The 20,995-nt window shown below is 54.2% G+C and carries 16 protein-coding genes; 1 reads left to right on the top strand and 15 read right to left on the bottom strand.

The genetic code is table 11. The features are described 5' to 3' along the window. Positions 1-9: 9 nt before the first annotated feature. From ACS5NO_RS15365 to ACS5NO_RS15300, 14 genes are all read right to left on the bottom strand, one after another. Positions 10-1,668, bottom strand: a complete 1,659-nt coding sequence (locus ACS5NO_RS15365; protein WP_439415977.1) for an arylsulfatase — start codon at positions 1,666-1,668, stop codon at positions 10-12. Positions 1,669-1,677: 9 nt separating this feature from the next. Then, the gene (locus tag ACS5NO_RS15360; RefSeq protein ID WP_439415976.1) at positions 1,678-2,598 is read right to left on the bottom strand and encodes a DUF4350 domain-containing protein; all 921 of its coding nucleotides are present in this window, start codon (positions 2,596-2,598) and stop codon (positions 1,678-1,680) included. 59 nt (positions 2,599-2,657) lie between these two features. Further along, the gene (locus ACS5NO_RS15355; protein WP_439415975.1) at positions 2,658-3,944 is read right to left on the bottom strand and encodes an FG-GAP repeat domain-containing protein; all 1,287 of its coding nucleotides are present in this window, start codon (positions 3,942-3,944) and stop codon (positions 2,658-2,660) included. Then, positions 3,941-4,339, bottom strand: a complete 399-nt coding sequence (locus ACS5NO_RS15350) for a rhodanese-like domain-containing protein (RefSeq protein ID WP_439415974.1) — start codon at positions 4,337-4,339, stop codon at positions 3,941-3,943. Before ACS5NO_RS15350 ends, ACS5NO_RS15355 begins: the two co-directional genes overlap by 4 nt. A 13-nt stretch (positions 4,340-4,352) precedes the next feature. After that, positions 4,353-6,188, bottom strand: a complete 1,836-nt coding sequence (locus ACS5NO_RS15345; protein ID WP_439415973.1) for a sulfatase-like hydrolase/transferase — start codon at positions 6,186-6,188, stop codon at positions 4,353-4,355. A 15-nt stretch (positions 6,189-6,203) separates the two neighbouring features. Next, complete coding sequence (locus tag ACS5NO_RS15340) at positions 6,204-7,634, bottom strand: sulfatase family protein (RefSeq protein WP_439415972.1); 1,431 nt, start codon at positions 7,632-7,634, stop codon at positions 6,204-6,206. 40 nt (positions 7,635-7,674) lie between these two features. Beyond that, positions 7,675-9,555: an arylsulfatase gene (locus tag ACS5NO_RS15335; protein WP_439415971.1), complete on the bottom strand. Its 1,881-nt coding sequence runs from the start codon at positions 9,553-9,555 to the stop codon at positions 7,675-7,677. Positions 9,556-9,588: 33 nt separating this feature from the next. Further along, entirely contained in the window at positions 9,589-10,050 is a 462-nt protein-coding gene (locus ACS5NO_RS15330) for a DUF6841 family protein (protein WP_439415970.1), read from the bottom strand. 44 nt (positions 10,051-10,094) lie between these two features. After that, complete coding sequence (locus tag ACS5NO_RS15325; RefSeq protein WP_439415969.1) at positions 10,095-12,392, bottom strand: arylsulfatase; 2,298 nt, start codon at positions 12,390-12,392, stop codon at positions 10,095-10,097. Between the two features lie 35 nt (positions 12,393-12,427). After that, the gene (locus ACS5NO_RS15320; RefSeq protein ID WP_439415968.1) at positions 12,428-13,453 is read right to left on the bottom strand and encodes a sterol desaturase family protein; all 1,026 of its coding nucleotides are present in this window, start codon (positions 13,451-13,453) and stop codon (positions 12,428-12,430) included. Between the two features lie 25 nt (positions 13,454-13,478). Then, positions 13,479-13,646 carry a hypothetical protein gene (locus tag ACS5NO_RS15315; RefSeq protein ID WP_191908971.1) on the bottom strand — a complete coding sequence of 56 codons (168 nt, stop codon included), beginning with the start codon at positions 13,644-13,646 and terminating at the stop codon, positions 13,479-13,481. A 130-nt stretch (positions 13,647-13,776) separates the two neighbouring features. Then, a complete protein-coding gene (locus tag ACS5NO_RS15310; RefSeq protein ID WP_191908972.1) occupies positions 13,777-13,938 on the bottom strand; it encodes a hypothetical protein in 162 nt (53 codons plus the stop codon). 23 nt (positions 13,939-13,961) lie between these two features. Then, positions 13,962-15,527, bottom strand: a complete 1,566-nt coding sequence (locus ACS5NO_RS15305) for a RagB/SusD family nutrient uptake outer membrane protein (RefSeq protein ID WP_150881638.1) — start codon at positions 15,525-15,527, stop codon at positions 13,962-13,964. Positions 15,528-15,614: 87 nt separating this feature from the next. Then, positions 15,615-18,686, bottom strand: a complete 3,072-nt coding sequence (locus ACS5NO_RS15300) for a SusC/RagA family TonB-linked outer membrane protein (protein ID WP_439415967.1) — start codon at positions 18,684-18,686, stop codon at positions 15,615-15,617. 1,539 nt (positions 18,687-20,225) lie between these two features. Between ACS5NO_RS15300 and ACS5NO_RS15295 the strand changes: the two genes are divergently transcribed. Next, positions 20,226-20,861: a response regulator gene (locus ACS5NO_RS15295; protein WP_439415966.1), complete on the top strand. Its 636-nt coding sequence runs from the start codon at positions 20,226-20,228 to the stop codon at positions 20,859-20,861. On the opposite strand, the gene ACS5NO_RS15290 is transcribed toward ACS5NO_RS15295, so the two are convergent. Continuing rightward, positions 20,858-20,995, bottom strand: a complete 138-nt coding sequence (locus ACS5NO_RS15290; RefSeq protein WP_439415965.1) for a hypothetical protein — start codon at positions 20,993-20,995, stop codon at positions 20,858-20,860. The two genes, ACS5NO_RS15295 and ACS5NO_RS15290, sit on opposite strands and share 4 nt — an antisense overlap.

Raw genomic sequence — 20,995 nt, 5'->3', positions numbered from 1 at the left:
TTTCGGGGATTACTCGATCCGGGAAGCCGGGCGGTTTTGCGTTGGCGCGTTCGGGTTGTTAATCGGGTTGCGGCCCTGCACCAAGGGCCGCAGTTTTTCGTACGGTTCGACGTCCGTGCGTTTGGCCCAGGCTTCATAGTCGGCGTTCAGCGCTTTGACCACGTCGGGGTGCTGAGCCGCCAGATCAGTGGTTTCCCCTCGGTCGGTTTCGAGGTTGTAGAGCTGCCAGCGATTCTGCGGGTAAATCGACACCAGTTTCCAGGGGCCTTTCCGCACCGCCCGGTTGCCCGCCCGCTCCCAGAAAAGAGCCCGGTCGGCTGGTAATTCGGTTCCCTGAAAGAGCAGGTTGACCAGACTAAGGCCGGGCAGCGGATTGGTTTTCAGGCCGTTGAAGGTGGCCGGATACGCAGCACCCGCCAGCTCATAAAAAGTCGGAGCCAGATCGATGAGGTGACCGGTTCCTTTGGCCAGGGTTCCGGCCTTGATTTTCTTCGGAAACCAGGCAACAAACGGCGAACTGATGCCGCCTTCGTAGGGCGTGGCTTTGTAGTTGCGGAACGGTGTGTTGGAAACATAGGCCCAGTTCTGTTCCTGGTAGTCGTATGAGCCCGCCGAGCCGATGGGCCCCGAACTGCGGGGGCGTTTCCGACCGGTTGGGATCAAACCGCCCTGCGCGCCGTTGTCCGAAATCAGCACGATGAACGTGTTATCGTCTTTTTTGAGCCGTTTCAACTCGGCCAGCAACCGCGCCAGATTCTGATCAACGCGGTCTACCATCGCGGCATAGACTTCCATTTTGCGCTGCCAGAGTTGCTGTTCGTCGTAGGTTAAACTCTGCCACTCAACCACTTCGGGGTCATGGGCAGCAATGGTCTGTTTCGGATTGGCAATGCCGAGTTTAACTTGCTTCGCCAGCCGTTCTTTCCGCAGCGAATCCCAGCCGATGGCGTACCGGTTTTTGTATTTGGCAATGTCTTCAGCGGGGGCCTGCAACGGCCAGTGGGGAGCGTTGTAGGCCAGATACAGAAAAAACGGTTTGTTTTTCGACTCGTTGATGTATGAAATGGCGTGGCTGGTGATCTCGTCGGTCAGGTATTTGCCGGGTTCCAGGTTGATGCGCCGGTTGTTTTCGACCAGTTCGACGGGTGGCACCTTGTCCTTGTACGGGCTGATGTCGTAGAAGTTGCTGGCTCCGCCGATGAACCCGTAAAACCGGTCGAAACCGCGCTGGTTGGGCCAGTACAGACTGTCGTTTCCGACGTGCCATTTGCCGGACAGATACGTGTTGTAACCCGCCTGTTTCAGCACTTCGCCAAACGTCAGCGATTCTTTGTTGAGCCAGCCCTGGTAAGCCGGCACGCCCAGATTGACGTTGAAATAGCCGACCCCGGCCTTGTGGTGGTATTGGCCGGTGATGAGCGACGCCCGCGTGGGCGCACAGATGGAATTGTTGTAAAATTCCCTCAACCGCAGGCCCTCGGCGGCTAGTTTGTCGATGGTCGGCGTTTGGATTTCCGACCCGTACGCGCCGAAATCCGAGTACCCCAGATCATCGACCATCACCAGGATAATGTTTGGTTTACCAGCTGGCTGACGGTTTTTGGACTGGCCCAGCGACAGGCTCAGACTCAGCGTTACGAAGGTGAAACTCAGCAGAATTTGTTTCATAGAAGTTGGTTATAAACGCGGTTGTCGCTGGTCGAGCCAGTGAATAAGATTGAGCAGAAAAGCCTGATTCTGACCGGCATCCGGCGATTTCAGGCCAAACGGTATTTTGTCCCTGCCTTTGAGTTGGGAGGAAAACATGGCCGCTTCGCCGAAGATCGCCAGTCGCCCCTTGCCGTACCCGGATACGGCTCCCTGCGAAAATCCTTTAATCGGGATTCGTGGCGTTGTCTGGTGGAACTTCCAGGCGGTATCGGGTAATAACACCTGGTATTTTTCGTCGAACGTCAGCAAAGAAACGGCTTTGGGTGGCATCGTAAAGGCTTGCCCGGTGAAAGTGGCAATGGAGGTGATGCCTTTCGTGACCGGATGCTCAGCCAGGGTTCCGGCGGCTTTCCGGAAAAGATCCAGTTCTTTTTTTGCCCCCGGAAAAAGACCGGCCGTCGTGTCGGTAGCAAAGCCGTTGTAGAACGTAAACCCGAAGGATTTGGCGAGGTCTTCGTTGGCCCCAGCAATGGGCATGTGGTCGGCGATCAGAAACAATGAACCGCCGTTTTTAACCCATTCATTCAGCACTTGGATTTCGTCCGGCGCGAAGGCCGACGGATTGGGTTTGGCCCAGTCGGTGACATTGCGTTCGTTCAACGCGTTGGCGACCACCAGAATGGCCACATGCTGTAAACCAGTTTTCGTGAACGGCTGCGTATTGGGCCTGACCACATACCCGTCACGTTGGAGCACCTTGGCAAAGGCGTTGTAGCGGCCCGCGATGGTATGAAAGTTGTGGTGAGCTTCGTCAATGAAAACCAGCGGTCCCTTGCCAGCCGCATAGACCGGATGATCGATTTTGGGGTCGTAATCGAAATCAGGCACCTGCTGGGCCCGTAGAATAAATGGACTTACTAAAAATGCCAAAAATGCGATTGCTTTCATACAGCTTTATGATTTCCTGAAATCCGGGTTAAGTAAATCCATACACCTTTGTTATCGGTTTAAGGGTTCTTTCGCCCGGGTTTCAGAGGGCTTCTGACCGGGTTTTCATACCATACAATGCCCAGACCCGGCTTTCCGCCCTGCGAATTATTGTTTTCTTCGGTGGAAATGACATCCAGATCACCGTCGCCGTCCAGGTCGATTGCCGGAATGAGGTCGTATTTCCGGCCCACGGTTCCACTGATTTCGTTGCGCTGCCAATCCGGGTCGAACACGGAATTCCGGTAGCGTAGATACACCACGCCAGACCGGGTTTCGCCCGCGCCCTCGCACGAAATCACGAGATCTTTCCGGTTGTCGCCGTCTACGTCGGCAACAGTTACGGCTTTGCCGCGACCAATGTCTTTGGGATAGTTGATTTTATGGGTTTTCCACTGTAACCCATCCGCCGACAGTTTTTGGATAAAATGGATCTGGTCTTCTTTCGTGGCCACCATCACATCCTGCCGGCCGTCGCCGTCCAGATCCGCGATGTCCATGAAAACCACCTCCTGCGTCGTGTCGCCAATGCTATGATTCGTCCAGGAACCCGTCGTTTTATCCCGTCCCGGATTTTCGAGCCAGCGGCACCCCCGCGGAATTACCTTGCGATCGGAATAGACGATGTCCGGCAGCTGGTCGCCGTTCACATCCGACATCAGGATGGACATCACCCAGCTTACTTTGGCCAGCGGAATCCATTCCCAGGCCGCCAGATTCCGCGGATTGGCGGGTGCTTTGAGCCAGCCGATATACGGTTGGGGGTACGTGTCGTTGTCTTTTTTGCCCCCCAGCACCAGATCGACGCCATGGCGACCATCGACCTGAAACGGTTCGGCAAACATCCACTGAAAAAGGCCTTTCGTAGCCGGAAAAACCTCGGTTTTCCACAAGGTCGAGTCGGCATAGTCTTTCCCGGGACCGGGTGCCCAGTGGACCTGCACGCGCATGGTTTTTCCCTCCGAACTGCTGATGACGTCTTTGGCCCCATCGCCGTCTAGATCGACCAGAACGGCATCTTCGACATTGGGTGCCGAACCCACCGTTACGTATTTCCACCTTTCCCGCACGTGTTCGTACCCCGGATTAAAATAAATCCGAACCAGCCCGCTCTGTTCCCAGCCGGTGGCAATGTCGGGCCGGTTATCGCCGTTGGCATCCGCAAACCGCACCCCGTCGGCGCCCAGCAGCGAGTTGTCAACGGCGTGTGCGGGCCAGACCGTCGTGCTCTGGGCCAGGACGACGGCGGTTTTCAGACACACGATCCCTATTGCGATCCAGGCCCACAAAACCCGTTTCCGAATCATGGTTTGGGTTCGGCAGGCAAACCGGCGGTTGTCAGGTCCACGAATCCACCGATGTTGAAAGGCGACTTAAAACCTAAGGTCTGCAAGGTATCGGCGGCTCTTCCGCTGCGGTTGCCCGACCGGCAATAGAGGTAAACCGGTTTGTTTTTATCCAGTTTACTAATTTGGTCCTTGAAATTGGCCGCCCGGAAATCAATGTTTTTCGAATGAGCTAAATGGCCTTCCCCGTATTCTTCGGGGGTGCGGACATCCACCAGATAAGCTTTCCCGGTTTTGATTTCGGCCAGAATGGTTTCCGGTGATTTGTGGGTGTCGCTCAGTTTGTCTTGTGATTCCTGGGCAAAAGCGGAAAGGGTTAAAAAAAACGTGAACAGAAACAGCAGCGATTTTTTCATGATTTATTGAGTTTTACTTTTTTAAAGATTCCAGAAGATTTTGGGCCGCCCGAACGTCATAGGCCTCATTGACGGCATTGGGTGACGGATTAGTGGGAATTAAGGCCAGGGCCGCTTCCTGCGCTGGGGCCGCAGCCGGACCCAACGTTAGCAACGCATTCAGTGCCTGAAGCCGCACCGGACGGCTGGGACTGGCCAAGGCTTTTTTAAGAGCCGTAACGGCTTCGTTCGTTTCACCGAGTTGGTACAAGGCTTCCGCAGCCGCTACCTGCACGGTTTCTTCCGAATCCTGAAGGAGCTTCTGTAGGGCCGGTTTCGCCAACGCCAGTTTCAACACTGTGCCGCCAGTAGCCGCCCAATACCGGACAGTGGGATCGGGATCGGTCAGGCGTTGGATCAGTTCCTGGCCGTCGGCCGGGTTGCGTGATGAGGCCAGCGTGGCGGTTTCGATCACCCGGTTCAGGGGGTAGTTGCTTTTTCGGGCGTAGTCGTACAACGGTGTTTTTTCGGCGATCCGGGCCAGCAGTGCTTCGGGAATGAAACCCACATCCCGGCTCTGCTGGAGCCACTGCTCATTGGCTTTTCGCAGCCGGATCAGTTCTTTTGCGTAGCGCGGATCGGTGGCCAGGTTGTGAACATTGTTGGGGTCAGCGTCCACGTCGTACAACTCTTCGGCGGGTTTGGGTTGCCAGAACCGGGCCTGTGTCTCGTTCAGTCGTCCGGCTTTGAACTCGGCTTCCCAGGCCGGAATCGACGGTGTTCTCCACAAATAATCGAGGTGCTGACCGTAAATCCGGTGCGGCAGGTAATTCCGGATATAGCGGTATTTTTTGTCCCGCACCGACCGCGACAGGTCGATGGCTTCGTCCATCCGCCCCCGAAAATTGTAGGCGTACTGGCGTTCTGGTTTTTGTTGCGTTCCCAGAAACGCCTGACCCTGCATGTAATCCGGGACTTTAATGCCAACCAGACTCAAAACTGTGGGCGCAAAATCCAGAAACGTGACCAACTGGTCAGTTTTCGCACCGGCTTTGGCCGTGGCCAGATGCGCGTATTTCTTCGGCAAATGAACGATCAGCGGCACGTGCAGCCCGGATTCGTACATAAACCGCTTGCTGCGTCCCAACACGCCCCCGTTGTCGGCGTAATAAAAAACGATGGTGTTCTCGGCCAGACCGGCGGCTTTCAAGTCGTTGAGGAGCTTGCCAAACTGCTGGTCCATCGTTTCCACTTTGTCGTAATACTGCGCCCAGTCGTGTTTAAACTCGGCGGTTTCCGGGTGATACGGCGGAATCGGTGCTTTTTCCGGATCGTGGTGCAGGGCCGGAAGCGGCTGATGCAGGGAGCTTTCGTGCGACACAAACAGGTTGAAGACCGCAAAGAACGGCTGGCCTGGTTTGCGTTTTTTATACGTCGCCGAATCGCTCGACTCGTCCCATGCATCTGGCTGATCGACGGTATTGTAATCTTTTTTGGCATTATTCGTTGTGTAATAGCCCGCTTCCCGCAAATACTTCGGGAAGAATTTGACGAACGAGGGCACCGGATTCGTGCTCCGCATGTGCTCGGTACCCAGCGAAGGCGGATACATTCCCGTAATCAGCGTGTTGCGCGAAGGCGCACAAACCGGCGCGGTCGAAAACGCATTTTTGTACAGAATGCTTGCGGTCGCAAACCGGTCGATGTTCGGCGTGGTGGCATACGAATTGCCGTAACAGCCGATCAGCGACGTGTTGTTGTCCTCGCTGACGATCCAGAGAATATTGGGCCGGTCGGCGGGGGTTTGTGCCTTTCCCTGAAAAAAGCCCAGCAGCAGCAGGCTAAGAAGATGGTTTTTAAGTCGAATCATAGGCATTTCTTACGTTCAATACCGGTTGGCGGGCGGAATGGGTAACGGCAGATAATCCCGGTTCAGAATCATCCATTCCTGCAAGCGGGCCTTGAGCTGGTGTTCAATGTCTTTGTACTGCTCGTCACCGATCAGGTTGTTGAATTCATTCGGATCTTTTTCCAGGTCGAACAGTTCGAATAGCTCCCGGCGGGCCGCAAAAAACCGCTGGTCGATCTTTTTGTCCAGTTTTCCTTCGGCATGCAACTGCGTCAGGTCAAGCCAGAACGGTTGGGCCGCAAAATCGACGGGCGTGTACGGCAATTGCCACAAGGCGTTGTAAATCAGCTTGTACTTGTTGCTGATCACCGTTCGGCCCAGATCGAAATGCACGGTGCTGGTGGGCAAGCCGTGGCCGTGGGCACCCCGCACCGAAAAGACGTAATCGTGGGGTTCGTAGGCCGCCTGCTGAAAAGACGGCACCAGGCTTTTGCCGGTTAGGATTGGGGGAATGGCCACGCCCGCAACCTGCAAAAACGTCGGTGCCAGGTCTTCGCCCGAAATGATCGCGTTGCTGACCTGACCGGCTTTGATCAAACCGGGATGCCGGGCAATGAGCGGGACGTTAATGCCGAGGTTGTAGAGCGTTCCTTTGCCCCGCAGTAAAGCGCCCCCGTTGTCGCCCATGAACACCACGAGCGTGTTTTGTTCCAATCCGCGTTTTTTGATCTCGTCCAGCAAGCGGCCCACGTCGCCGTCGAGCCGTTGAATTTCGCCCAGGTAAGCCACAAAATCTTCGCGCACCAGCCTGGTGTCCGGCCAGCCTTCCGGGAGTTTCAAAGTAGCCGGGTCGGGTTCGGACGTTTTGGCCGTAAAAACCCGGTGCGGGTCGCTGTAGCCCACTTGCAGGAAGAACGGTTTGCCTTTGGGCGTCTTGTCCAGAAACTCCGCGTACTGCCGGAAAATGGTGTCGCTGTTGGCCGACACTTTCAGGTAATCCACCCGGTTTTTGAAGGTTTCCAGGCCGTATTTGTCATACACCTCCGCCGATTCCGGGATGGCGCGATTGCCGTTGAGGTGAAAATTTCGGCCGCAAATCCCGGTATAGTAGCCCGCCTTGCGAAGCAGTTCGGGATACGTCACAATATCAGCGGGCAAGGGCGCCGAAAACCGGGTCATCCCGATGTCGAGGGTAGACCGGCCGGTCATCAGGGCCGCGCGGGAAAGCACGCACTGCGGAGCGGTCGTGTACGCCCGCGTATAGCGAATGCCTTCCTGCGCCAGCCGGTCAATGTTCGGCGTTTTGATGCTCGGATACCCGTAACTGCTCAGGAACGGCGCGCTGTGGTCATCGGACAAAATGAAGATGATGTTGGTGGGCTGCCTGCTTTTCGATTGCGCAAAAAGCCGGGTTGGAAAACTCCACGCTATCAGCCACAGGATCACAACAAATACTCTGATTATCATCGGGTTGCGGATTATACTAGTTTAACAATTTCCTCATCCGCTATTTTTCGCCTTTGCTTTCGGCCTTCGCGGGGTCCTGTTTAATCAGGGGCAGAACCCGTCGTTTCAGCACATCGTCCCAGGTGATATAGGGGTAGAGGTTGTATTTTTGGGCCTGCTCTTCGAACAACGCTTTGAGTTCTTCCAGTTTTTGCGGATGCTTCTTCGCCAGGTCGATGCGTTCGTTGAAATCGTCGTTCAGGTTGTACAACTGCCAGTCATTTTGCTCCGGGTTGGCCACGCTGATCGTACTGGCAAAACTGCTCGTCGGGGCCGCCGACGGTTTAAAGGCAAAAGCCGCTTTCCAGCCATCCTTGTAAATCGAGCGGGAGCCAAAAATGTAGTAGTGCTGCACAGTATGCCGGGAAGGAGCCTTGGCGTTATCAAACGAATACGCCAGCGACGTGCCCTGAATGGCGTCCTGTTTGATGCCCCGAATCTGCTCCGGTGCCGGAATCCCCAAAAACTCCAGCGTGGTGGGCAACAGATCGATCACGTGCCCGTACTGGTGGCGAATACCCCCTTTCTCTTTGATCCCTTTCGGATAAAAAACGATCAACGGATTGCGCGTGCCGCCTTCCGAATGGGCATCCTGTTTCCAGTATTTAAACGGCGTGTTGGCCGCCTGCGCCCAGCCCAGCGGGTAGTTGGCGTTGGTGCCCTCCGGCTCGCCGATCTTGTCGATCTCGACCAGGTTGTTCCTGAGTTTTTCGGCCTCCGAAAGCGGCTGAATAAGGGCTGCGGCCGACGAGCGGGCAATGACGCCACTGAGGTCGCCCTCTTTGCTGGCACCGTTATCCCCAATCACCACAAAAATCAGGGTGTTGTCCAACTGATTGATTTGCTTCAGGTACGTAACCAGCCGACCCACTTCGTGATCGGTATAGGTCAGGTACCCCGCGTAGACTTCCATGAAACGGGCGTAGAGCTTTTTCTCGTCCGCTGGCAGACTGTTCCAGGCTTTGATGTTCGGGTTGCGCTCGGGCAGAACGGCAGTGGCCGGAATGATTCCCTGTTTCTTCTGGTTGGCGAAAACCTGCTCCCGGAAAGCATCCCAGCCCGCATCGAATTTGCCTTTGTACGCATCGCTCCATTTTTTGGCCACCTGATGGGGCGCGTGGGTAGCACCCGGCGAATAATACAGGAAGAACGGTTTGCCGGGCGCGGCTTTTTTCTGACGCCCAATGAAGCTAATGGCTTTGTCCGTAATCTGGTCGTTCAGGTGCCGGCCGTCGGGCTCTACGTGGGCGTTATCTTCCACCAGATCCGGTTTATACTGGTCGGTTTGTGATCCCAGAAAGCCAAAGAAATGATCGAATCCCTTGCCGGAAGGCCAGCGGTCGAACGGCCCGGCATCGGTCGCATCCTGATCCGGCGTCAGGCCGTATTTCCCCACGGCAAAGGTGTTGTAGCCCGTTTCCCGCAGAATCTCGGCAATGGTTCCTTTGTCTGACGGAATCCGCCCATCCCAGCCCGGAAATCCGAACGAAGACCATACATGCGAAAAACCGCCTTCATGGACCGAGTGGGAATTACGCCCTGTGAGGAGCGCGGCCCGGGTTGGGGCGCAAATGGCCGCCGTGTGGAAGTTGGTATAGCGCAGTCCGTTGTTGGCCAGGCTATCGAACGTCGGCGTACGAATTACCCCGCCGAAGGTGCTGGTAGCACCGAAGCCGACGTCGTCCAGCAAGATCCAGACAACGTTGGGGGCACCGGCCGGGGCTTTGATCGGGTTCGTCCAGGCTTCCTTCGATTCGGCCAGGGTTTTGCCAACAACGCCTTTAAAGGGTTGCTGTTGCTGGGTAATGTTCTGGGCGTCAGCCTGGGCGTAGAGAAGGATCCCGCCGAGCAGCGCAACGACGGTTTTTCTAAACGGATTCATCATTTTATGCACGTTTCGTTGCTAATCGGTTTTTTACTCGGCAAAGCTGGACCGCAGTTTGATGCCCCATTTACCGTTTTCTTTGGTCAGCACGTACAGCGATTCGTACGAGGCCACCTTGCGGCCATCTTTTCGGTAGCGCGTAAACCGGGTGTCGATGTGGACTTTTTCGGGAGAGGCCTGAACGATGTTCCGGTGGTCCCACTTGCTGTAATCCCAGCCTGCTTTTTGCAGGGGGCCAAACACACTGGCGGAATCCCGCAGCCCGGCCCGTTCCAGCACCGACATTTTGCCGCTGGCGAGCCGGTAATGCGGAAAGTGGTACGTGTTTTCCCAGCCTTTCAGGTCTTTGGCGTTGAACGTTCCCAGGTAGTCATCGAGCACCTGGTTGATGGTGGCCTTTTCGCCCGCACTCAGTTTGTACGAACCGTCGGCCTGGGCCCTGGCGAGTTGCCCAAGGCCCAGCAGCAGGAATAGCAATCCGTTTTTTTTCATTTTAGTATCATGTACCCATGGGCTAAAGCCCGTGGGTACGCACGTTATTTGTCGGTTTGCAGGTACGATTGCTGGCGCGATTCAAAATCAATGGTAACCTTGTGGATCGTGCCGGTAAACGCAAAGGGAACTTTGTACTCGTTACTCACCGGCGTTAGGTCATCGAAGCCCACGTTGACGCCTTCGTGCGAATACAGATTGCCCAGCGTCCGCCCGATCGTTCGATCGCCGATTTTGGCGTTATTGGCGTATAAGGTCAACTGGCCCGTGCCGTTTTCCCGGTACGTCACATCGGCCCGGAGCTGCACGGTACCCGTCGGCAGGGCGGTGTTATCCGAACTGACCGTGTACGTCGTGCCGTCGTTCACCGTATAGGCCAGGTGCAGTTTCTTGTTTTTCAGGAAAAAGCTGAGCCCGCCCGCGCGGCCACCCCGCGAGAGCAAAACGCCTTCGGCTCCCTCGGCCTGAATCACCACGTCTGCCGTCAGACCGAATGATTTTTTAATCGCAAACGGACTGGCAATATCCGGAATCGTCGACTGGCCGGGGTACAGCACCACCTTGCGCTGTCCTTTGTAAGCGTTGGGCAACTCAAACGGCGTCGTTTCGTCTTTGAGCGGATAGATGTTGTATTTAGCCGCTTCGCTATCGAACAGGGCTTGCAGTTCTTTCAGTTTGGCCGGATGCTGGGCGGCCAGGTTGGTCCGTTCGTTGAAGTCCTCGTTGAGGTTGTACAACTCCCAGACGTCCTGCTCAAACGGCTGACCTTTAACGTGGAGCGTGCCGGCTTTCCAGCCGTCCTTGTAAATGGACCGGCTTCCTTTGATCTCGTAGTACTGAACCGTATGGCGGCTTTTGGCCGAGGCATCGTTGAGACTGTACGCCAGGCTGGAGCCTTCCACGGCGGCCTGTTTATACCCGTTGATGCTTTCCGGAATCCGGGCTTTGACCAGCTCCAGCGTGGTCGGCAGGATGTCGATGACGTGGCCGTACTGGGTCCGGATGCCGCCTTTTTCCTGGATACCTTTCGGGTAGTGAACAATCAGCGGATTGCGTGTGCCGCCCTCTGCATTTGCATCCTGTTTCCACTGCCGGAAGGGCGTGTTGGTGGCGGCAGCCCAGCCTAGCGGATAATTGGCTTTCGCAAATTCCGTCCCGATCAGGTCGATGTTTTCCAGATTTTTCTTCAGTCGCAGCTCGTCCGGAAATTCCGTGCCGTTGTTGTGAATCGTCCCCACGAAAGAGCCTTCCTTGCTGGCGCCGTTGTCGCCCACCGACACGAAAATCAGGGTGTTATCCAGTTGATTGATCTCCTTCAGGTACTTGATCACCCGGCCGATTTCGTAGTCGGTGTAAGAGATAAAACCGGCATACACCTCCATGAAGCGGGTAAACAGTTTCTTTTCATCCGCCGACAAACTCTCCCACGCCTTGATTCCGGGGTTGCGTGGGGGCAGGACGGTATTTTTCGGCACCACGCCCAGCTTGATCTGGTTCGCCAGCACCTGTTCGCGGTACTGATCCCAGCCACCGTCAAATTTCCCCTTGTACTGATCCGACCATTCTTTAGCGACCTGATGCGGAGCGTGACCGGCCCCGGTGGCGAGGTAGAGGAAAAACGGTTTGTCGGGGGCCGATGATTTCTGCCCGGCGATGTACTGGATGGCGCGGTTCGCCAGCAGTTCGTTCAGGTGTTTGCCGTCCTGCTGGTCCTTGACCCGGTAAATGCCTTCCCACAGTTCGGGGTGCCACTGGTCGGTGCTGCCCCGCGACGGAAAACCGTAGAACTGCTCGAAACCCCGGCCCGTCGGCCAGCGGTTGAACGGTCCGGCGGGGGTCAGGTCGGTCAGCGGGGTGATGTGCCATTTGCCCAGCGCAAACGTGTTGTAGCCGTTTTCCTTCAGGATTTCGGCAATGGTGCCTTTTTCAAACGGAATCTGGGCGTCGTAGCCCGGTGTACCGATGGCGGTTTCGGGGAAAAGGCCCATGTGCGCCGAATGCTGGTTGCGGCCCGTCAGCAGAGCCGCCCGCGTCGGGGCGCAGATGGCCGTGGTATGAAAGTTGGTGTATCGCAACCCGTTGAAGGCCAGCGCGTCCAGATTGGGCGTTTGCACCATGCCGCCGAAGGAACTGATGGTGCCAAAACCGATATCATCCAGCAGAATCCAGACAATGTTCGGCGCACCCGGAGCGGCTTTTTTGGGTTCGGGCCACCATTGTTTGGTCTGCTCGACGGTTTTGCCGAGCGTGCCTTTATACGGTTGGGCGGGCGTATGCTGCGCTTGGGTCGACCGCGTCAGGCCGAGCAGCGCAAGCGTAACCGTAAGGACTGTTTTTTTCATGATCGTTCCGTCAGGGCTGCTTGCCCCAGTTGGGTTTACCAAAATCCAGAAAATCGTGGTACGTTTTCATCTCGCTGACCAGCCGGGTTTCCAACTGCTGCTTTTTCAGGCGAAAAGCCGGGTTGTCGGCCAGGTGGCTCACCATAGAGCGGACCCGAAGTAATCACCGGTGCGGAAACCGGTAGCGATGCTTTCTCGTCTTCTTTCACCATCGGGCCGCCCCGGGCCAGTTCGCTGCCTTCTTTTTTCGATTTCAGAATTGGCCACATAAACTGGGCGTACCATTCTTCCTGCTGATAATGCGCAATTCCATACGATTTCGGGTACTGCCGGGTAATCAAACCGGTACCGAAAATGACGTCCCACAGGAAAAACATATTACCGAAATTGCCTTTGTAGTGCCCGACGCCGTCATCGGTCGAATCGGCGTGGTGGGCGTGGTGCGTCGCCGGGGTCGAGATGAACCGCTCCAAAACCCAGGCCACCGGATGCAGCCATTTGTTGTCATAGAACGGTTTGTCCCAGGGAATGCTCGAATGCGCCAGCGTGGTAATCAGCGACTTAATACCGCGTACGAACAAAGCTGGGTAGCCCAGACCCAGATACACTAAAACCGCCGTCAGGTAGGTCTGCGAGAAGAACATGGTGTAAATCACATTTTGGCGGCTGGCCATGGCCATGCCCATGTACGGGGCCGAGTGGTGCGTCCGGTGAAACCGCCACAAAAACGGCACTTCGTGGTGCAGCCGGTGGTACCAGTACTGCGTCAGGTCGTCGGCCACGGCGATGATGGCAAATCCCCACCAGAACGGCACCCAGTCGAAGGCGTTTTTATACTCTCCCAATACGTACGGCAGAAATTGCAGGGTGTAATAGGTCGTCAGGGGCCGGATGACCAGCTTGGGGAGCGTGAAGCAGGCAATGTCCAGCAGCTTTTCGTTTGTATTCCAGTGGTGCTTATACAGACCGAGCGAAAATTCGACAACGCCGAGCAGCAGGACCAGGGTGGGCAACCCCCAGGAACTGAGATTGCGAAATACTTCTTCAAAAAACGTAATCATAGCTTTCGATTTTTAAGGGTAGTACTTATTTCTTGTTCACAACCGGCGTTTTCTTTGGCGCTTTCTTTTCCCAGGGCCGTTGCCCGGTAAAGTAAAAGGTGACAAACATCAGCAGCACCGGCAGGGCGTACAGAAAGACGCTCAATAGGGCGTTCCGGACGATACGTCGCGCAATGCGGGGTTCCATTTTCATGCGGTTCGTGTGTTTTAGGGTTGGAGTTTTCAGTTTACGGTTTTCGGTGGCTGATGCACGCTTTCTGACAGGTTTGTGCCTTGCGTTAGCTGGATGCGTCAGCCACCGAAAACCGAAAACCGTAAACCGATTATGGGTGACTGGCATGCGTGGACTGGGGAGTGCGGTTTAGCAGGTGCTGCGTCAGGCGCAGGCCCCAGAACAGAATCAGAAACGGGATCAGGGTGACGAGAATGCCGACAGCAATCTTTTTTGCCAGTAGAATCAAGTCGGATCGGTTCAGAAATTCCATATGTTTAAGCGTTAAAGGAATGATTACCAGCCCGGATTTTGGGTCAGCAGCGCGTTGTTGTCGAGTTCGGATTGCGGGATGGGATACAGCCGGTTTTTCTCGGTGGCGTTGGTTTTGCCCACTTTGTGCAGGTTCCGGACGAAGATGCTGTTGCCGCTGGCGTCCTTCTGCCGGATCAGGTCGAACCAACGCTGGTATTCGAACACCAGTTCCAGCCGCCGGTCGAGGTAAACGGCTTCCCGGAACTGGTCTTTGGTCAGGCCCGGCGCCAGATCCGGTAAACCGGCCCGGTTCCGAACGCGGTTCAGCGACTTGTAGGCCTTGGCCGTAGGGCCGTTGGCTTCGTTTTCGGCTTCGGCGTGAATCAGCAGCAACTCGGCATACCGCAGAATCGGCACGTTGGCGGCCGATTCGCTGGTAACGGCGGTCGAGTTGGGGTCCCACCATTTGTTGAAGAACGGCGTTGAATCGTTCGGAACCGCCGTATTGGCAAAAGGCAGTGCGTATTTCCGTCCGTTGGTCGGGCTCGTAAAACTGGTCACAAACGTCACCCGCTTGCGCTTGTCGCCGGGTTGATAGAGCTTGTAGATACTAAAAAACTTATCATTTCCTTCCGTATAAAACCGCACCATGTGGGCGTAGTTGCCGCTCAGACCGGGAATGGCCGAAAGAATGGAACGCGGGTTTTCGTTGTTACCCTGGTTTAACGAGTTCGACTTGAACTGGGCTGAGAAAATGTGCTCGGCGCCGTTTTTGGTGGCAGGCAGGAACACATCGGCGTAGTTGGTAAGCAGGTTATAGCCATACGTTCCGGTTCCACCGTCGGCCGATGCCAGCACTTCTTCGGCTTTTTTGACGGCATCCTGGTAATGCGACGCGATGTTGAGCGGCAGCGACGCTTTCGTCAGGTAAACTTTCGCCAGCAGGGCTTTGGCGGCTCCCTGCGTGGCCCGGCCTACATCCGGGGCGCTATACGTAGCGGGCAGGCCGGTAGCCGCTTCGGTCAGGTCCTTTTCGATCTGCTCGTAGATCTTGGCCGAGGGCGACTTGGCGATGGCGTAATCCGAAGCTGAGATAAACTTCTGGTATTCGGTAATCAGCGGAACGTCACCGTATAAACGCACCAGGTTGAAGTAATAAAGTGCCCGTAAAAACTTGGTTTCGCCGAGCAAGCGGTTTTTCAGCGTGGCGTCAAATTCAATAGCCGGTATTTTTTCGAGCGCAACATTCGCCTTTTTAATGGCGGCATAGTGTTGCTGCCAGATTTCGTAGACGCGCAGGTTCGTAGACGAGTGGGCCAGCACCGCCAGAGAGCGCACATCGGGGTTGGTGGCACCCGGTCCGGGATCTTCGTCATCCCCGGCCATATTCATGCCGGTATTGAACAAGGTGTTGTAGGGCGTCTGCACGGAGCCTCCGCCCGAATTCAAAAAGAAATAGACGGCATTGACGGCATTGATGGCGTCGGATTGCGTCTTGTAATATTGCTCTTCAGATAGGAAAGCTTCGGGACTTTCTTGCAGAAACTCAGAGCAGGAAGTGGTGGCCAGTGCGAGGAGTGCTACGGCGGTATAACGAATAAATTTCATGGTGATTCGACTTTATGTTTCTGTCCCCATTCCCTGAAGGGCGCTTTCAATGATGCGTTAGAGCCTCCTTTTGGGGTGGGAGTATTTTTAAAATGACAAGGAAATACCGGCCTGATAGGATTTATTGTTCGGATACACCCCCGAATCCACACCCCTGTTGATTAGCGACTGGCCGTTCAGGCTCACTTCCGGATCGTACCCGGTATAGTTGGTCCAGGTGGCGGCATTCTGGGCCGACACGTAGATCCGCAAGTTGGTAATCCGCGCTTTGGTGAGCAGGCTTTTCGGAATCGAATACCCCAGCGAGATGTTTTTCAGCCGGACGTAGGTACCGTCTTCAATGAACCGGTCGGAGATTGTGATGGCCGGGTCCTGGTAGGCGGCTTTCACATCCGTGTTCGTGTTGGTCGGCGTCCAGCGGTTGAGCAGATCACGTGACGCATTCGTGTATCCCGTTCCCAGCTCCAGATTGGCGCGGTTCGTATTGTAAATTTTTCCGCCGATGGTACCCTGGAAGAAGATCGTCAGGTCGAAGCCCTTGTAATTGAACGTATTGGTCAGGCCCGCCGTAAAACCGGGCTGGTTGGCAATAACGATCCGGTCGCCGGCCTGCGTAATGACACCATCCCCGTTGATGTCCTTGTACTTCTGTCCGCCCGGGCTTTTGTTGGCTTGGGGAGTCAGCGCAGCATCGCCATTTTGGATGATGCCGTCGGTCTGGTATACGATAAAGGAACCGACCGGGTAACCGACTTTGGCAATGGAAGGGGCTGAAATGGAGGGAATGTACTGATCGACACCATCACCCAGACTCAGGATTTTGTTGGTATTACGCGAGTAAACCAGGATGGTGTTCCATTTCAGATTACCGGTCAGGTTGCGGGAGTTGACGTATAGTTCGATGCCCTGGTTCGATACGGCACCGATATTCTGGTAGATGGTCGAACCCTGGCCGTTGTAGAAGTCCGACAGACCGGACGTACCCGGAACGGTACGCGACAGCAGCAGGTCGGTCGTTTTTTTATAATAATAGTCTGCAACAACCTGGATACGGTTGTTCAGCAATCCTACATCAATGCCGGCATCGACCTGAAAGGTTTTTTCCCAGCTCAGATCAGGATTCGGAACGGTGGTTGGCGCAAAGCCGGAAACGGTCGTATTGGAGAAGTTATACCGGAAGTAGCTTAATTGCGACAAAGACTGGTAGGGGGGAATGCTCTGGTTGCCGGTCAGCCCCGCGCTAAGCCGGAACTTGAGCAGGCTTATTTTCTGCACATCCTTGAAAAAGGATTCATTGTTGACGTTCCAGCCGAAAGCCGCCGACGGGAAATACCCCCATTTGTTACCGGCTCCGAACCGCGAGGAACCGTCGGCCCGCAGCGTCAGTGTCAGCAAATAACGGTCGTCATACACGTAATTGACCCGGCCCAGGTACGAAGCCAGTGACCATTTGGTGGCAAACGAACTGGGCGTCCGGTTGGTAATGCCGGTACCCAGGTTGTTGTACGAAAACGCATCGGTAGCAAACCCGGCCGCTTCGGCAACGGCCCCTTTGGCGTCGGATTGTTGAGCCGTAAACCCGATTACCGCGTCGATTTTGTTCTTCGCGTCAATCTCCCGGACATAGCTCAGCGTATTCTCATTCAGCCAGTTGGTCGTAAAAGCGGACCCCACAATGGCATTGCCCTGCAAGTTTTGCCCTTCTGCGGTTGAAATAGGCAGATAACGGTTTTGCTTGTTATCGACGATATCCGCACCGAACAGTACTTTGACCGTTAAGCCGTCGATAATCGTGTAATCGGCCGAAATATTTCCCAGAAAACGGTTTGTTCTCGTTTCGTTCAACTGGTTATAGAGCGAGTTGATCGGGTTTTGCAGGCTGGACTCAAACGGGCTGTTGACCACAAACGTACCATCCTGCCGGTAAATTGGAAGGGACGGAGGGGTTAACAAGAGATTACCAACGATGGCCGCCGGGGCTACATCGGCTTTGCTCGTGCTGCCCGTGATATTGGCACTGAGCCGAAGTTTCTGGCTGTAATCGTGAATGATATTGACACGGGCCGAAAACCGGTTGAAACCCGTGTTGTGCAGAATTCCTTCCTGATTGAAGTAATTGCCGGAAATGGCCAATTTGGTTTTGTCCGAACCCGACAGAATCGAAAGGCTGTGGCTCTGGATGGGCGCTTTGCGAAAAGCCGCAGCCTGCCAGTCGGTGCCGACTCCGCTGGTATCCAGCGAGTACCCAATCGTGGACGGGATCGTCACGCTTCGGCCCGAATTGCGGGCGGCATCCTTGCGCAGTTGCCACCATTGGCCGGCGTTAAGCAACGGGACGGTGCGGATCACTTCCTGCACCCCGTAATAGCCGTCGTAAGTGATGGACGATTTGCTTTTCGACGCGTTTTTAGTCGTAATGATGACCACACCATTGGCACCCCGCGACCCGTAAATGGCCGTCGCCGACGCGTCCTTCAGGACGTCGATCGACTCAATATCAGCGGTATTGAGGGTCGATAACGGGTTGATTTTCGAACCGTTCGTCACGCCCGCGTCGTTCAGCGAGTAATCGTTGTTGATCGGAAACCCGTCGATGACGTACAGCGGATCGCTCCCCGCCGTGATTGAGTTATTGCCCCGAATCTGGACGCTGACGCCCCCCCCCGGCTGACCTGAGGTCTGCGTGACGACGGCTCCGGCGACGGCTCCCTGCAATAACCGCTCCGCCGATGCAACGGGCTGGGCCTTAACTTCCGCCGGAATGGATGCGATGGAGCCGGTAATGTCGCTCCGTTTCTGGGTGCCATACCCGACGACTACCAGTTCGCTGAGTTGGTTGACGTTTTCGCGAAGAAGAATTTCAATGGTGTTGGAAACGGCGGCTACCTCGCGGGAAGTATATCCAATGTAATTGACAACGAGCGTGAACGGTAGGGTTTGACCGGTTTTTAGGTCGAATTTTCCATCTGTATTCGTAATGGCCCCGTTGGTCGTTCCCTTGATTTGAACCGAAGCACCAATCAGCGGTTCTCTTGTTTTTTCGTCGATAACCCTTCCGGATAGGGTTGCATTGATGACCGGGCCATTATTCTGGGCGAAAAGAGCCGCCGGTTGAAATAAGATGGTCAGCCACAGAAGAAAAAATAAACTTTTTTTCATTGTTTTGTACTGGTTAAATAAAAAATGAGGTAGTGAGCCAGCCGTTTGCGCGGTTGCCTGAATCATTTGCCAAAGTGAGCCTTGTTTTAACCAGCCAACCCTGTTGCCGCAGGGTTGGCTTTTTTGTGTTGTCTGGGTTGTCTTTGTGGGGTTTTAGTGAATTAAATAGATTTTATGAGCGAAGACTGATCGGATTTTGTAACCTGAAACTGGTTGCGGCTTTTGCCTTGGATGCGATCGCTGTCGTTCGGGACCGTAGCGCGGCTGCGCGGGAAGGAACCTTGCAGACAGTGTCTTTGCAAAGTGCCACCCACTGTTTGGAACCCGCTCCTGGTTCTTTCCCGGAACCCGCTACCAGAAGAAGGGTTTTTAGAAAAATACCGAACGAAAAAAAAGGGATCGGTAGAGTTTTTATAGAAATCATATTCTATTGTATGGGTATAGTAAAATGACTTTCTTTTGGTACAGTACGTTTCATGGAAACTGTTCGCAGAAAGTATGAGCCAATGAATCCTGAACGACTGCGGAGACTTCTTGCGATAAGATAAAAGGTAATTGAAAAGAGAATCCTGAAAAGTCAGTTGCTAAAGCGTGACTAGCAACAACAGCCGGAAGTGAGAGCCAGCGCGATGTTGGAATGGGTTCCAATTATCAGATCTAAGGGTTGATCTGATAAGCGAAGAAATGTAAACCAGGTTTTCATTTTTGGAATGAAAAGTTAGTAGGCCAAACCGGGTGATCAAGGTGTAAGGCATCGGGCCCTACAGACTATAATCTACCTAGTCAGGAGACAAAGTAAAGTAATGCGAAATTGAAATCCAAGTAGTTAGCTGGGGTATTGATTGCTAAAATTGAATTAACATCCAATAATATTGCCAAAAATCAACACATTCCCAGCATGTTTATATAAAATTCATGAAAATCCGGTAAATGTGATTTGTAAAGAAGAGTTCTAGCTCTCCAGAAAACCCATCAAATCCAGTCTGATCCAATAGAGTGGTTAGAGCCGTCTGGGCCAAAAGGCGCAAATAACCCCGAATGGTGTTGCGAGCGATTGCCAGCGATCGGGCAATGTCCCGGATGGATTTAGCTTGATGCTTCAGCAGCAGTAATTGACGCAGTGAGTGTATAAGAACTCGGTGATTAGCCATAGTTGGAGGTGGGACAATTACCTCCGAAAACTACAGAAGTAACAAGATTTTTAGTCAAAACAGGGGTTGGTCGGTTTGGCCTGAAATGCTTGGGCTGGCATGCTCCGTGCTAGGTGAGTCAGTATACTCCGAAATACTCACAATGAAGCTTACACTCTGTCTTGTCCTGATCAAAACCTATAGCTTCCTGAATTGGCTCTTTCTCAAGATAAACTAAGGTCCCATCTGGGTTCAACATGTTAGTTCAAAAAAACCTTTTTCCTTTGTTCCTTAGGCTTTGAAATAACAGGCAATTTGAAATATAGCTCTACCCACATTTGGGGATTGTTCAACACCTTTAAAAAACTGAAATTGAGGCAGTTTTTTGCACATAGCCTACTTTCAAATTATGCGCGTCATTCTTTATGAAGACAATACGGCCATTCGAGATTCCCTTTCCATCCTGCTCGAAGGAATGCCCGGTCTCGAATTGATTGGGGCGTTCCCCAATCCGGTCAGTTGGGATAGCCAGTTACGCGACACCCAGCCGGACGTCATTATGATGGATATCGAAATGCCCGGCCTTGATGGTATTCAGGCGACCCAGGCTATCCACGCCAAATACCCACTTATTAATATTGTCATGCTGACGGTGTTCCAGGAGGAAGACAAAATATTTCGGGCTCTATGCGCTGGGGCAGTGGGTTACATCCTGAAAAATTCAACGCCTACCCGTCTGATCGAAGCTGTGCAAGATGCCCACGCCGGGGGCGCTCCACTTTCCCCCAACATTGCCCGCAAAGCGGTGCGGTTTTTCCAGCAATTACCATCTCCAAAAACCGCCGAAACCGACCACTCTCTCACCCCCCGCGAACACGAAACGCTGCGGTATTTAGTCCAAGGATTGAGTTACAAAATGATTGCAGACCGCATGAGCATCAGTTACGAAACGGTTCGCACCTACATGAAGCATATCTACGAAAAACTCCACGTCGTTTCAATGACCGAAGCCGTCGCTAAAGCCCTGCGGGAAGGGTTGGTTTAGGCTACACTGTAGGAGAGATTGGGCAGAAAGCCTTTCCCGATAACTCTTTGCCCAATCCCCATGCCCCCTGCCAGTTCTCCCCGAATGTGGGGATTGACAACAACCCGGCAGAAGAGCAACTTTGCGATACACAA

It is taken from the genome of Larkinella fluvii (assembly GCF_051857545.1).
Classification (GTDB): Bacteria; Bacteroidota; Bacteroidia; order Cytophagales; family Spirosomataceae; genus Larkinella.
The sequence above is the reverse complement of the archived record's forward strand: the minus strand, read 5'-3'. Positions and strand labels throughout refer to the sequence as shown.